This window comes from Hydrogenophaga sp. (assembly GCF_031426985.1).
GTDB lineage: Bacteria > Pseudomonadota > Gammaproteobacteria > Burkholderiales > Burkholderiaceae_C > Hydrogenophaga.
On record NZ_JASJOY010000040.1, the window covers coordinates 45,428 to 59,453 of the forward strand.

Annotated in this window: 13 protein-coding genes; 5 read left to right on the forward strand and 8 right to left on the reverse strand. The window is 66.1% G+C overall.

What is annotated here, in order from left to right:
- Window positions 1-413 (reverse strand): LacI family DNA-binding transcriptional regulator (locus RMP09_RS05245; RefSeq protein ID WP_310564950.1); only part of this gene is annotated, 413 nt, incomplete at its 3' end.
- Window positions 414-522: 109 nt separating this feature from the next.
- Between RMP09_RS05245 and RMP09_RS05250 the strand changes: the two genes are divergently transcribed.
- The 3 genes from RMP09_RS05250 to RMP09_RS05260 all read left to right on the forward strand — a co-directional run bounded on the left by RMP09_RS05250 (window position 523) and on the right by RMP09_RS05260 (window position 3,365).
- Window positions 523-1,425, forward strand: a complete 903-nt coding sequence (locus tag RMP09_RS05250; protein WP_310564951.1) for a sugar phosphate isomerase/epimerase — start codon at window positions 523-525, stop codon at window positions 1,423-1,425.
- Window positions 1,426-1,449: 24 nt separating this feature from the next.
- Window positions 1,450-2,460: a Gfo/Idh/MocA family oxidoreductase gene (locus RMP09_RS05255; RefSeq protein ID WP_310564952.1), complete on the forward strand. Its 1,011-nt coding sequence runs from the start codon at window positions 1,450-1,452 to the stop codon at window positions 2,458-2,460.
- A gap of 113 nt (window positions 2,461-2,573) precedes the next feature.
- On the forward strand, window positions 2,574-3,365 hold the full coding sequence (locus RMP09_RS05260; protein ID WP_310564953.1) for a TIM barrel protein: 792 nt from the start codon (window positions 2,574-2,576) through the stop codon (window positions 3,363-3,365).
- 73 nt (window positions 3,366-3,438) lie between these two features.
- Here RMP09_RS05260 and RMP09_RS05265 read toward each other — a convergent pair whose 3' ends face one another.
- From RMP09_RS05265 to RMP09_RS05275, 3 genes are read right to left on the reverse strand one after another with little or no spacing between them, the layout of a single operon-like run.
- Window positions 3,439-4,602: a Gfo/Idh/MocA family oxidoreductase gene (locus RMP09_RS05265; RefSeq protein ID WP_310564954.1), complete on the reverse strand. Its 1,164-nt coding sequence runs from the start codon at window positions 4,600-4,602 to the stop codon at window positions 3,439-3,441.
- Between the two features lie 22 nt (window positions 4,603-4,624).
- On the reverse strand, window positions 4,625-5,551 hold the full coding sequence (locus RMP09_RS05270; RefSeq protein WP_310564955.1) for a TIM barrel protein: 927 nt from the start codon (window positions 5,549-5,551) through the stop codon (window positions 4,625-4,627).
- Window positions 5,552-5,588: 37 nt separating this feature from the next.
- Window positions 5,589-6,491 (reverse strand): sugar phosphate isomerase/epimerase, encoded by a 903-nt coding sequence (locus RMP09_RS05275; RefSeq protein ID WP_310564956.1) that lies wholly within the window; start codon window positions 6,489-6,491, stop codon window positions 5,589-5,591.
- A 182-nt stretch (window positions 6,492-6,673) separates the two neighbouring features.
- Here RMP09_RS05275 and RMP09_RS05280 point away from each other — a divergent pair, with 182 nt between their 5' ends.
- The gene (locus RMP09_RS05280; protein ID WP_310564957.1) at window positions 6,674-7,711 is read left to right on the forward strand and encodes a LacI family DNA-binding transcriptional regulator; all 1,038 of its coding nucleotides are present in this window, start codon (window positions 6,674-6,676) and stop codon (window positions 7,709-7,711) included.
- Between the two features lie 4 nt (window positions 7,712-7,715).
- Here the strand turns inward: RMP09_RS05280 and RMP09_RS05285 are convergent, their stop codons facing one another.
- The 4 genes from RMP09_RS05285 to RMP09_RS05300 form a co-directional block, all read right to left on the reverse strand.
- Entirely contained in the window at window positions 7,716-8,141 is a 426-nt protein-coding gene (locus RMP09_RS05285) for a hypothetical protein (RefSeq protein WP_310564958.1), read from the reverse strand.
- A gap of 94 nt (window positions 8,142-8,235) precedes the next feature.
- The gene (locus RMP09_RS05290; RefSeq protein ID WP_310564959.1) at window positions 8,236-9,255 is read right to left on the reverse strand and encodes an ABC transporter permease; all 1,020 of its coding nucleotides are present in this window, start codon (window positions 9,253-9,255) and stop codon (window positions 8,236-8,238) included.
- A 16-nt stretch (window positions 9,256-9,271) separates the two neighbouring features.
- Window positions 9,272-10,813, reverse strand: a complete 1,542-nt coding sequence (locus RMP09_RS05295) for a sugar ABC transporter ATP-binding protein (protein ID WP_310564960.1) — start codon at window positions 10,811-10,813, stop codon at window positions 9,272-9,274.
- A gap of 68 nt (window positions 10,814-10,881) precedes the next feature.
- Window positions 10,882-11,811, reverse strand: coding sequence for a sugar ABC transporter substrate-binding protein (locus tag RMP09_RS05300; protein ID WP_310564961.1), 930 nt, complete (start codon window positions 11,809-11,811; stop codon window positions 10,882-10,884).
- 251 nt (window positions 11,812-12,062) lie between these two features.
- On the opposite strand from RMP09_RS05300, the gene iolC reads away from it, so the two are divergent.
- Window positions 12,063-14,018 (forward strand): bifunctional 5-dehydro-2-deoxygluconokinase/5-dehydro-2-deoxyphosphogluconate aldolase, encoded by a 1,956-nt coding sequence (iolC, locus tag RMP09_RS05305; RefSeq protein WP_310564962.1) that lies wholly within the window; start codon window positions 12,063-12,065, stop codon window positions 14,016-14,018.
- The last annotated feature ends 8 nt before the right edge of the window (window positions 14,019-14,026 follow it).

Below are 14,026 nucleotides of genomic sequence, written 5' to 3' on the forward strand. Positions count from 1 at the left end.
CCCACCGCCGGCGTGTCGGGCGCCGAGACGATCAGCGCCTGGCGCAGGTAGCGGCGCGGGCCGATGGCGCGCACCAGGGCCGCCTCGTCCTCTTCGGGCGTGGTGACGCGGTGCACCACCAGGCGCTTGTCCAGCATCGCCACGCCGCGCTGCATGGCCTGGTTCAGGCGCCGGAAAAACGGCGAGGGGTTGTCGGGCAACACGATGTCGATGTGGACCAGGCCGTGCTGCGTGTCCGGCAGCACGCGCGGGATGCCCAGCTGCCGCGCCGCCTGCACCACCTTCTCCCGTGTCTTCACCGAGGCCGTGTCGCGCTCGTTGAGCACGCGGTCCACGGTGGCCACGCTCACGCCCGCCAGCTGGGCAATTTCGGTGAAACGGGCGGTCTTTTTGCGGCGCTTGGGGTTTTCCATGATTTGACGATTTTTCGTCAATTATCCAGGCGCGGTTGGCGCCGGGCAAACCTACATTGCGCTGGCCGTGCAGCCTGTGCGTGGCACCAGAACGCCAAGGAGACAAGCCATGAAGATTGCCCTCGACCCGTACATGATCCGGCACCTGCCGCTGACCGAGCTGCCCGCCGCGGTGGCCGCGCTGGGCTACGACCAGATCGAACTCTCGCCCCGCTCGGACTTTCTGGACTGGTGGGTCATGCCCCGCGCCACCAAGGAACGCATGACCGGCTTCAAGGCCGCGATGCGCGCCGCCGGCGTCGGCCTGGCCACGCTGCAGCCCATGTACCGCTGGGCCAGCCCGTTCGAGGACGAACGGACCTGGGCCGTGCGCTGCTGGAAGAAGGCGATCGAAGTGACCGTGGAAATGGACTGCCAGCTGATGATTTCCGAGTTCGGCCGCGGTGCGTCGCCCGAGCGTTCGGTCGGTGAGCGCCCTGGCGCCAACACCAAAGAAATGTGCGAGGCCGCCTGGTTCCGCAGCATGGACGAGCTGCTGCCCATCTTCGAGCGCGAAGGTCTCACGCTCAGCGTCGAGCCGCACCCCGAGGACTGGATCGAGCAGATGCAGCCAGCGGCCGACATCGTCAAGAACATTGGCTCCAAGGCCCTGAAGCTGTCCTACATCGCGCCGCACACCTTCTATTACGGCGACGACATGGCCGCCATGATCAAAGAGGCCGCGCCGGTGCTGGCCCATGTGCGCGTGGCCGACACCTTCAACCACAAGAAGAGCAGCCAGCTGCGCTACATCGTCAACCCGCCGGGCTCTACGCAGATCCGCGTGCACCAGCACCTGGACATGGGCCAGGGCGAGATCGACTGGGACGTCTTCTTCCGGACGCTGGCCGAGGTGAAGTTCAACGGCGTGCTGTCGTCCTGCGTGTTCGCCTGGGAAGAGCGCGCCGACGAATCCAGCCGCTTCATGCGCACCGAGATGCAGCGCCATCTCGACAAGTTTTCCAACCAGTAATTCCATCCCCTTCGGAGAAATCTCATGACCTTGAACATTGGCGTCATCGGCACCGGCATGATCGGCCGCGACCACACCCGCCGCATCCAGCAAGTCCTCTCGGGCGCCCAGGTGGTGGCCCTGTCCGACGTGAACGCCGCCAGCGCCGAAGCCGTGCGCAAGGACCTGGCGCCCAACGCGAAGATCTACGAGACGGGCGAAGCCCTGATCGCCGCGTCCGAAGTGCAGGCGGTGCTGGTCACGTCCTGGGGCGCGACCCACGAGCCCTATGTGCTGGCCGCCATCGCCGCCGGCAAGCCGGTGTTCTGCGAGAAGCCGCTGGCCACCACCGCCGACGGCGCGCGCCGCATCGTCGAGGCCGAAGTGAAGTTCGGCCGCCGCCTGGTGCAGGTCGGCTTCATGCGCCGCTACGACGCGGGTTACGTCGCGCTCAAGCAGGCCGTCGAACAGCACACCGGCGCGCCGATCCTGGTGCACGCCGCCCACCGCAACCCGGCCGTGCCCGAGGCCTACGTCACGCCCATGGCCATCCACGACACGATGATCCACGAGATCGACGTGTTCCGCTGGCTGCTGAACGACGACTATGTCTCGGCCCGCGTGCTCTACCCGCGCAACGCCGCGCGCAGCCACAGCAAGCTGCGCGACCCGCAGGTCGTGGTTCTCGAAACCCAGAAGGGCGTGCTGATCGACGTCGAGATCTTCGTCAACTGCGCCTACGGCTACGACATCCAGTGCGAGGTGGTCGGTGAAGACGGCACGGCCAAACTGCCCGAGCCCATGACCGTGGACATGCGCCTGGGCGCCAAGCGCCAGAGCACCATCCTGACCGACTGGAAAGACCGCTTCGTCGCCTCCTACGACGTCGAGCTGGCCGACTTCATCGCTGCCGCCTCGCAGGGCGGCGCCACCGGCCCCAGCGCCTGGGACGGCTACGCCGCCGCGGTCACGTCCGACGCCTGCGTCAAGGCGCAGGAGAGCAATGGCCAGGCGGTTGCGATCGAGCTGCCCGCCCGCCCGTCGCTGTACGCCTGAGCCCCCACGCTCCGCCGCTGCGCGGGTCGCTGCCCCCCAAGGGGGCGCGTTCCGCCTTGGGGCGGCCCGGCGGCGGAACATCCCCACCATCCATCGATACAAGAGAAAACACCATGCGCTTTTCCCTCAGCCACATCCTGGCCCCGCGCCACTCGCCCGCCCAGTTCTTCGCCATGGCCCGCGCCCTGGGCGTGACCGACGTCGAGATCCGCAACGACACGCCCAACGTGGTCGGCACCCTGCCGGGTTCGTTCGTCAAGACCGCGGCCGAAGCCGCCGGTGTGAACCTGCTGTCCATCAACGCGCTGTACCCGTTCAACGTCTGGAACGACGACCGCCGTGCCCAGACCGAGCGCCTGGCCGACTACGCCGCCGCCAGCGGCGCCAAGGCCCTGGTCATGTGCCCGCTCAACGACGGCACGCCGGTCTCGCACGCCGACGTGGTGACCGCGCTCAAGGCCATCAAGCCCATCCTCGAATCGCGTGGCATCACTGGCCTGGTCGAGCCGCTGGGCTTCCCCGTCTCGTCGCTGCGCCGCAAGGCCGACGCCATCGCCGCCATCCAGGAAGCCGGCGGTGAAGGCCTGTTCAAGCTGGTGCACGACACCTTCCATCACCACCTTGCGGGTGAGACCGAGTTCTTCCCCGAGTGGACCGGTCTGGTGCACATCTCCGGCGTGGCCGATGCCGACGTGACCGTGGACCAGATGCTCGACGCCCACCGCGTGCTGGTCGACAAGCGAGACCGCCTGGGCAACGTGGCGCAGATCCGCGCCCTGCTGGCCGCCGGCTACAACGGCCCGTTCAGCTTCGAGCCCTTCGCCACCGAGGTGCAGGAACTGGCCGACCCGCAGGCCGCGCTGGCCGACAGCATGGGCTGGCTGCGCGAACAAGTGGCCGCCTGAAAGCGGTCGGCAAGTGGTTCGAAGGGCACAGGCGCTGCTCGGCGTCTGCGCCCTTCTGGACATCTGAAGCGTTTCAGATGTAGTCCACCCAGGTCGCGCCCGCATCGGCCGAACGCACGCAGCTTTCGACCCAGCGCACGCCTTCGATGCCGGCTTCGATGCCGGGGTAGTGGACATCGATGGCTTCTCCCCGGTCGCTTGCCACCATGGCCTGTGCGTAGCGCACATACAGGTTGGACCAGGCTTCGAACAGGCCCTCGGGGTGGCCACCACCAATGCGGTCGTCGGCCAGGGCGTTCGGGTGCAGATAGCCCATGCCGCGCTCCAGCACCTGCAGGGGCTTGCCCTGCACTTCGAACGTCATCTGGTTGGGGCGTTCGTCCCACCACTCGATACTGGCCTTGCTGCCGATCACGCGCACCTTCTGGCCGTGCATGGAGCCTGCGTTCACCGCACACGACCACACATAGCCCACGGCGCCGGTGTCGTACTCCATGATCGTGAAGGCGTTGTCTTCCAGCGGCGCGCGGCTCTTCACGAAACTCTGGCGCGAGCACATCAGGCGCTTGATCTTCAGCTGCGGCAGCATCACCTCGCTCAGGTACAGCGGGTGCGTGCCGATGTCGCCCAGCACATAGCTGGGACCGGCCATCTTTGGGTCCACGCGCCACTTGGTCGCCGGGTTGGCGGCTTCCACCGCTTCGTTGTGGAAGCCGTGCGCGAACTGCATCTGCACGATGCGGATCTCGCCCAGTTCGCCGGCCGCGATCATCTCGCGCGCCTGCTCGATCAGCTGGTGGCCGGCGTAGCCGTAGGTCACGCCGACGACTTTCTTTTTGGCGGTTGCCAGGGCCCGCAGCTCTTCGGCTTCGGCCGTGGTGAAGCACAGGGGCTTCTCGCACACCACGTGCAGGCCGGCTTCGAGCGCGGCTTTGCTGATGGCGAAGTGCGTGCCGTTGGGGGTGGCGATGGACACGGCTCGGATGCCGTCCGGGCGATGGGCTTCGGCTGCGAACATGGCCTTGTAGTCTGCATAGCATCGCTCGGCGTCCACGCCGATGCCGGTGCCGAAATCGCGGCCGCGCTGGGCGTCGATGTCGAAGGCGCCGGCCACCAGCTTGAACACGCCGTCGCGCAGCGCTGCCGAGCGGTGGATGTAGCCGATCTGGCTCTGGCGCCCGCCGCCGACCATGCCCCAGGGGATGGATGCAGGAACGAGGTTTTCTCCGTTGATCATGGTGTGTGTGCTCCGTGTGTGTTCAGTGAAAACCGACGCTTTTGAGAAAGTCGCGGCTGGCCTTGACGTCGTTCATGACCGAGCCCTTGTTGCGCGGATCGCGTTCCTGCTCGACCGTGATGTAGCCCTGGTAGCCGATGTCGGCCAGCGCCTGGCGGATACCGTCGTAGTCCAGAGAGCCCTGGCCGATCGGGCACATCACGCCCTCGGCGCAGGCTTCGAAGAAGCGGATGCGTTTGGCCAGCACCGCGTCGAACGCCGCGCGGTCAATGTCCTTGAAGTGCACATAGTCGATGCGGTGCGCGTACCTGCGCAGCCAGGTGGAGGGGTCCATGCCGGCGTAGTAGCTGTGGCCGGTGTCGATGCACAGGCCGGCCACCTCGTGCGGGATGTCGGCCATGATCTGGTCGATCTCGTCAGCAAACTCGATGTAGCCACCCGCGTGGGGGTGGATCACGGTGCGGATGCCGTAGGTGTTCCACGACAGTTCGGCGATGGCGCGGATGTGGCCGACCATCGTCTGCCATTGTTCTGGCGACAGGCGCGGTGCCCGGTCGCTGTGGCCAGCGGCGTAGTCCCGTTCGTCGTGACCCCAATCCATCACCACCAGGTAGGGCGCGGCAAAGCGCTGGCCTTCTTCGGTGGGCAGCTTGGGCAACTGGCGGATCAGCGCGCAGATCTCGTGCGTCTGGCGCAGCAGGTTTTGTCCGTTGGCAGGCGCCACCAGGTCGTCGAAGATGGTGCCTGCCACGATGCGCAGGCCGTTCTTGTCCAGCTCGGCCGACACGGTGGCAATGTCCAGCGGCATGTAGCCGTAGGGGCCGAGTTCGAGGCCCTGGTAGCCGGCCTGGCTGGCCTCGCTCAGCACGTTGGTCCAGTGCGGCAGGTGCGGGTTCTTGACGTCGTCGACGCCCCAGCAGCAGGGGGCGCTCATGATGTGGATGCTCATGGGTGGGGTGGTGAAAATAGAAGAATGAAAAAGGTGCTCAGCGCTGCGCGTGCTTGTCGAGGTGGCGCTGCATCTCGGCGCGCATGAAGCGGCTGGATTCGTCGGCGCGGTCTTCCCAGGCGAACACGCAGGACGACAGCACGCCGTCGAACTTCACCTCGGCCAGGGTGCCGAAGAACAGGTCCCAGTCGATCTCGCCCTGGCCCATGTCCAGGTGCTGGTGCACGCGGATCTGCGTGGAGCCCGGCGGGTTGACGATGTAGCGCAGCTGGCTGCTTTTCTTGTGGTTGAAGGTGTCGGCCACGCGCACGTGGGCCAGCACGGGCGCGGCTTCGCGGATCATCCCGGCCATGTCGTCGCCGTAATAGAAGGTGTGCGGCGCGATATAGCTGAGCTTCAGCGCCTTGGAGCCGATGTTCTTGACGATGTCGGCCGCCGGCTGCATCTGCTCGATCCAGTCTTCGGGATGCGGCTCCACCGACAAGGTGAGGCCTTCGCGCTCGAAGATCGGCAGCAGCTCGTCCATGCTGCGGAACCAGGCGGCTTCGCACATTTCTTTGGTGTTGGCGCCGGGGCGCTCACCGACCGAGCGCTCGGGTGACGAACCCCGGCCGAACTCGCTGATCATCAGCTGGCAGTCCATCTCCACGGCGACCTCGATCGCCTTCTTCCAGCAGCGCACGGCCCAGGTCCGCTCGTCTTCGAACGGGCTGGCCCAGCGGTACATGGGCTGCAGCGTTGCCAGGCCGACGCCGGCCGAACGCATCGCGGCCTTGAAGCCGGCCATGCGCTCTTTGGTGGCGCGGGGCATGACCCACCAGTCCAGGAAGTCCGAGCGGGGCGAGAGTTCGATCTGGTCGTAGCCCAGCGCGGCCACCGCCGACGGCAGCTCGGTCAGCGGCAGGTGCCGGATCATGTACGGGTCGAGGGCGATTTTCATGGCGTGTCTCCTGTGGCTGTCAATTTATCATTGCTCTGATAGTCTGTTTGCCTTTTGCATGGGGCCTCGGCTGCATCAGGAGCAGGCGTGGATTGTTGATTTCCCATAGGTGAAATGCAATGCAGAGGTCGATTCAGCTATCAGGCACATCACCGCTTCATTGAAGATCTGATAGAACTATCATGGGTAGAGACAAAAGCAGCGAACCGACCATGGCCGATGTGGCCCGTCAAGCCGGTGTGGGCGTGGCCACGGTGGACCGGGTCATCAACCGGCGTGCCCCGGTGCGCGAAGACACGGTGCTTCGCGTGCTGGCCGCGGCCGAAGCGCTGGGCTTTCGTCGCGCCGGTCTGATCCGCCGCCGAGCCGGCGAGCAGACGCGGGCGCCCACGCTGGGATTTGTGTTGCAGAGCGCGCGTTCGCCCTTCTACCGGACGCTGGGCGCCGCCCTGCAGGCCGCCGCCCAGGCCATGTCAGCGCCGTCGCCCAAGGTGGTGTTGTCCTACCTGGAAGACCTGACGCCACGCCGCGTGGCCCAGGGCATCGTCGAGTTGGGGCAGTCCTGTGACGCGGTCGCCGTGGTGGCCGCCGACCACCCGCAGATCTCCCAGGCGGTGGAGTCGGTGAGCGCGCAGGGCGTGCCGGTGTTTGCCCTGGTGTCGGACCTGACGGCGCCCTCGCTGGCGGGCTATGTGGGCGTGGACAACCGCAAGGTGGGCCACACCGCGGCCTGGACCATGGCCCGCCTGTGCCGTCCCGGCAAAGTGGGGCTGATCCTGGGCAGCCACCGCTACCTGTGCCAGGAGCAATGCGAGGTCAGCTTCCGTTCCTGGCTGCGCGAGAGCGCGCCGGCCTTTCAGGTGCTCGAATCGCTGGTCAGCCTCGAAGACGTGGGCCTGGCGCGGGCCACCACGCAGGAGTTGCTGCACCTGCACCCGGACCTGGTGGGCGTCTACGTCGCCGGGGGCGGGGTCGAAGGCGTGATCGAGGCGCTGCGAGAGGCGGCGCGGCCTGATCTGGTGGTGGTCTGCCACGACCTGACCGAGGTGACGCGGCAGGCCGTTCTCGACGGCTGTGTCACGCTGCTGCTGTCACACCCTTATGACTGGATGGCGGTGCGCCTGTGTGAGGCCATGGTGTCGGCGGTGCGCACGCCGCCCGGTGGCACCAAACTTCAGGCGGCACTGCCGTTTGTGGTCTGCACGCCCGCCAACATGTGAGGGCTCAGACCGACGCCTGCTGGATGAAGCCTGTGGCCGCCAGCAGCCACAAGGTGCCAAAGACGAAGGGCAGGGCCTTGGCGGCCCAATTGCCGCGGTTGCCGGCGCCGTGCGGCGTGAGCTGGCACAGCCGGTCCAGCCCGGCGGCCCGGTAGGCGCGCTCGATGACGTGTGAGGCATCGAGCGCGGCGTAGATGCTGATGCCGATGACCGCCGACACCGCCATGCCGAACAACGGAAAGCCCTTCACCAGCCAGCGGTGCTGGTCGACGTTGAGCGTGCCGTAGGCGGTGAACAGCAGACCTTGCGAGAGGATCAACCACATCAGCCGGTGGTTGATCAGGTTGTCCTCATGGGTCCACTGCTCGCGCAGCGCGTTGTAGAAGCTCCAGTCGTTGGGGGTCGGAGGGGCGTCTGGCAGATGGCTCATGGTCGGGTGGCGCTGTTCGGTGGCGGCTGCAAAAAAGCCACCTGAGGTCGCCCTGCAGGTGGCTGAAAGTCCGAGGAGGGACCGTCGATGAAACTCAGGCGCGGCGCTTGCGGTTGCGGTACTGGTCCGCGACCACGGCGGCCACGATGATCGCGCCCTTGACCATCTCCTGGTAGTAGGCGTCGATGCGGATGAAGGTGAAACCCGAGGTCATCACGCCCAGGATCAGCACGCCGATCACGGTGCCGGTGATGCGGCCCTTGCCGCCGACCAGCGAGGTGCCGCCGATCACGACCGCGGCGATGGCGTCGAGCTCGTACATCACGCCCATGCCGGACTGGCCCGAGATGGCGCGGGCGGCGGTCACGGTACCGGCGATACCCGCCAGCAGACCTGCGATGGTGTAGATCCAGATCAGGTGGCGGTTGACGTTGATGCCCGAGACGATGGCGGCCTGGCGGTTGGCGCCGATGGCGTAGGTGAACTTGCCAAAACGCGTGTGGCGCAGCACCACGTGGAAGATCGCCGCGACGATCAGGAACAGATAGACCGGGTTGGCGCCGGAGCCGATCCAGGCGAAGTCGTCGGTCAGCATCGACACCGGCATGCCGCCGGTGAACCACTTGGCAAAACCGCGCGCGGCCACCATGGTGCCCAGCGTGGCGATGAAGGGCGGGATCGCGGTGTACGCAATCAGCGAGCCGTTGATGCAACCGATGACCAGGCCGGTGAGTGCGCCCGCCAGGATGGGCCAGATGATGGGCAGGTCCACCAGCGTCGGGAACACGGCGCGCGGGAAGTCGCTCACCTGCGCCAGGCTGGCCGCGACCACGGCCGATGCCGCGACCACTGAGCCGGATGAGAGGTCGATGCCGCTGGTGATGATCACCAGGTTGACGCCGATGGCGATGATGCCGATCACCGCCATCTGCAGGATGATGATCTGCAGGCGGTCCAGGTTGAAGAGGAAGCTCTGGTCGTTGACGATCCAGCCCAGCACTTCGAAGAGCAGGCAGATGCCGACCAGCACGGCGAAGATGCTCGCCTCCTGGGGCATCTTGAACTTGGAGGATGTGTTCAGTGTCATGGCGGTTTTTGCGACTTGGGTGTTCATGGGGTGTCCGTCCGGTTCACTTGGAGGCCAGGTCCATCACGCTGACCTGGTTGGCTTCGCTGCGGTCGAGGATGCCGGTGATGTGGCCTTCGTGCATCACCGCGACGCGGTCGCTCATGCCCAGCACCTCGGGCATTTCCGACGAGATCATCAGGATGGCCACGCCCTGACCGGCCAGCTCTGAGACGAGGCGGTGGATCTCGGCCTTGGCGCCGACGTCGATGCCGCGCGTGGGCTCGTCCAGGATCAGGATCTTGGGGTTGGTCAGCAGCCAGCGCGCGACCAGCACCTTCTGCTGGTTGCCGCCGGAGAGGTTTTGGATCACCTCCTGCATGTCGGGCGTCTTCACGCGCAGGCGCCGGGCCATGTCGATCGCGTCTTTCGTCAGCTGCGCGCTCTGCACGAAGCCCAGCTTGTTCACATAGCGCTGGTTGAGCACCGCCATCTCGGCGTTGGTCTGGATGTCCAGGCACAGGAAGCAGCCGGTGTCCTTGCGGTCTTCGGTCAGGAAGGCCATGCCGTGGCCCATGGCCTTGGCGGGGGTGTCGATGCGGACTTCTTCGCCCTTGATGCGGATGCTGCCGCTGGTGGCCGGCGTCACGCCGAACAGGGTCTCGGCCACGTTGGAGCGGCCCGACCCCACCAGGCCAGCCAGGCCCAGGATCTCGCCGGCGCGGATGTCGAAGGACACGTCCTCGAAAACGCCCTTGAGGGTGAGGTTCCGGACCGACAGCACGACCTCGCCGATCGGCACTTCCTGCTTGGGGAACATCTGCGTGATCTCGCGGCCCACCATCATCTTGATGATGTCGTCGCGCGTCACCGCGCTCGATGCGCAGGTGGCGATGTATTGGCCGTCGCGGAACACCGAAAACTCGTCGGCGATCTCGAACAGCTCGTTCATCTTGTGGGTGATGTAGATGATGCCCTTGCCCTGTTCGCGCAGCGTGCGGATGATCGCGAACAGGTGGGCCACTTCCTTTTCGGTCAGGGCCGAGGTGGGCTCATCCATGATCAGCACGTCGGAGTTCCAGGACACGGCCTTGGCGATCTCCACCATCTGGCGGCTGGCCACTGACAGGGTCTGGATCTCGGCCAGCGGGTCGATCTGGATGTTCAGTCGCGCGAACAACTCTTCGGTGCGGCGCCGGAGCTCGGCGTGGTCGACGAAGCCGAAACGGTTCTTGGGCTCGCGGGTGATCCAGACGTTTTCCGCCACCGTCATGTGCGGCATCAGGTTGAGTTCCTGGTGGATCATGGCAATGCCCTGGCTCAGCGCATCGATCGGCGACTTGAGCGTGACGGGCTGGCCCTTGAGGCGGATCTCGCCCTTGTCCGGCGTGTAGACGCCGGCAATGATCTTCATCAGCGTGGACTTGCCCGCGCCGTTTTCGCCCATCAATGCATGCACCGTGCCGGCCCGCAACTGGAAGCCCACGTTGTCCAGGGCGACCACGCCGGGGAAGGCTTTGCGGATGCCCCGGATTTCGAGCAGCGGCGCGGTGAGGCCGGCCTGGCCGGCCGCTGCGGGGCGCTCCAGGGTGGCGTTGTCGGTCATGAGAGGGGTCTCCAGTCACACAAAGGGGAAAAGGGCAGCCCATTGGGCTGCCCTGGGCGGCAAAACGATCAGTTCTTGCCTGTGTACTTGGCCAAATTGGCCGGCGTCACAAGTTCGAACGGCACGTTCACGAAACGGTCCACGGGTTGCTTTTTGATCAGCTTGAGTGCGGTCTCAATGGAACCCGATCCCTGACCGGCGGCATTCTGGAACACGGTGACTTTCAGATCGCCGCCCTTCATGGAAGCCAGCGCATCGGGCGTGGCGTCGATGCCAGCCACGAGGGAGGAGGAGGACCACTTCTTGGCGGCCTTCAGCGCGTTGATGGCGCCCAGGGCCATTTCGTCGTTGTTGGCGATGACGGCGTCGAACTTCACACCCGAGGACAGCCAGTTGGTCATGATGTCCTGGCCCTGGGTACGGTCCCACTTGCCTTCGCGCTTGTCCGCGATCTTGATGCCGCTGCATGCTTTGGTAGCCACCACGTCTTCGATGTCCTTGGTGCGGGTGCGGGCGGCTTCGTTGGACAGTTCGCCCATCAGCACCAACACCGAGCCTTTGCCTTTGAGCAGGCGGCAGACCTCCTGTGTCTGCACGGTGCCAGACACTTTTTCGTCAGAGGCCACCACGGCAACACCCGCGGGCAGCTTGTCGAAATCCACCGGTTTGCGGTTCACATAGACCAAGGGAATCTTGGCGTCGGTCACCATCTTGGTGATCTTGGGTGTCACGTCGGTGTCCACCGGGTTGACGATGATGGCGTCGTACTTCTGCGCAATCATGTTCTGGATCTGGCTGAGCTGTTTGCCCACGTCATTGCCAGCGTCTTCCACTTGCACGGTGGCACCTGCCTTTTTGCCCGCGTCCAATGTGCCGTTTTTCAGGATCGTCAGAAACGTATCGAGCTGGGCCATGGCCAGACCGACCTTCTGGGCGTGGGCGGCCATGGGGGCCAGCAGGGTGCTGGAAATGGCGGCTGCAATCAAAAGCTTCTTCATCTGTGTCTCCAATGGGTTGAGGATGTTTGCCAGAACCGACCCGTGCTTCGGCTCGTCGGAATTTGCGACCGTTCTACGGTTGGCAGGGTGAACTGTAGGCGTTTTGGAAAATTATTTTCTAAGTATTTACACCGAGAGAAAATAATTTCTGTAAACACTAGACTTCGTCAAAACCCGCCATGCCAGCGCATTTTTTGCAAGGCTGTGGCGGCCGCCCACCCCGCTTGTCCTCTGAACGAGTCCTACACCCGATGCCATCACTTCAATTCCCATCCGGTCGCCGCCACGACCTGGCCTGCCTGGGCCGGCTGGCGGTCGACCTCTACGCCCAGCAGTTCGGCAGCCGCCTCGAAGACGCGCGCAGCTTCGCCATGTACCTGGGCGGCAGCTCGGCCAACCTGGCCTTCGGCGTCGCCCGCCTGGGCTGCAAGAGCGCCATGATCTCGCGCGTCGGCGACGAACAGATGGGCCGCTTCCTGCTGGAGCGCCTGCAGGCCGAAGGCTGTGACACCAGCCAGGTGCAGATCGACAAGGACCGCCTCACCGGGCAGGTGCTGCTGGGCTTGAAGGACCGCGACACCTTCCCGTTGCTGTTCATGCGCGAGAACTGCGCCGACATGGCGCTGGACGCCGCAGCCATCGACGAGGGCTTCATCGCCCAGTGCCGCGCGCTGGCCATCACCGGCACGCACCTGTCGACCGACGGCACCCGCGCCGCTGCCCACAAGGCGCTGCAGGCTGCGCGCCGCCACGGCACGGTGACGGTGCTGGACATCGATTACCGCCCGGTGCTCTGGGGCCTGACCGGCCGCGGCGCCGGTGAGAACCGCTTCGTCGACGACGCGGGTGTGACGCGCCAGCTGCAGCAGAGCCTGCCGCTGTTCGACCTGCTGGTCGGCACCGAAGAAGAGTTCTTCATCGCCGGCGGCGTGGCCGACGACATCATCGCCAGCCTGCGCGCCGTGCGCGCCCTGTGCCCCACCGCCACGCTGGTGGTCAAGCGCGGTGCGCTGGGCTGCTGCGTGATCGAGGGCGCCGTGCCCGACGACATCGACGCCGCGCCGACCTACCGCGGCGAGCGCGTGGAAGTGCTCAACGTGCTGGGCGCGGGCGACGCCTTCCTCTCCGGCCTGATGGCCAGCCTGCTGCAGGGCAAGGACTGGGCCGAATCCACCAAAATCGCCAACGCCTGCGGCGCCATCGTGGTCTCGCGCCACGCCTGCTCCGCCGCCATGCCCACGCCGGCCGAACTGGCCCACTGGTTCGGCGGCAGCCGCAACCCGAAGGTGGACGCCGACGAGCAGCTGGCCCACCTGCACCGCGTCACCGCCGCCCGCCCGGGCTGGGACGACCTCTGCGTGATGGCGTTTGACCACCGCAGCCAGTTCTACGACATCGCGCGCGCCGCCGGCGCCAGCGATGCGAAGGTGCCTGCGCTCAAGCAACTGCTGGTGCAGGCGGCCGAACAGGTCGAGCGCAGCCGCCAGCTGCAGGGCCACACCGGCGTGCTGATCGACGGCGGCGACTACGGCCGCGACGCGCTGGCCAGCGCCACCGGCCGCGGCTGGTGGGTGGGCCGCCCGGTCGAGCTGCCGGGCTCGCGCCCGCTGCGCTTTGACGGCACCCGATCCATCGGCAGCGCACTGATTCACTGGCCGACCGAGCAGGTCGTCAAGTGCCTGGTGCACTACCACCCGGACGATGCGTTCGAGCTGCGCCTGCAGCAGGAGCAGACCGTGCTGGAGCTGTGGGAAGCCACGCGCGAAAGCGGCAACGAACTGCTGCTGGAGATCATCCCGCCCAAGGGCATTACGCCCGACGGCACGGCCGACGCGGCCGTGCTGCGCGCGGTCAAGCGCTTCTACAACCTGGGCGTCAAGCCCGAGTGGTGGAAGCTCGCGCCGATGCAGGAGCAGGGCTGGCGCGAGCTCGAGGCCCTGATCAGCGAACGCGACCGCCACTGCCGCGGCGCCGTGATCCTGGGCCTGAACCAGCCGCTGGATTTCCTGGCCGCGAGCTTCGCCAACGCCACCAACCCCATCGTCAAGGGCTTCATGGTCGGGCGTACGCTCTGGGCCGATGCCTCCCTGAAATGGTTCAAGGGTGAGATGGACGACGCGGCTTTCGTGGACGAAGTCGCCCGCAACTTCGCGGTGCTGGTGGATGCCTGGCGCTCGCGTCACACCGCCCAGCGCGCCGCCGCCTGAACACACCG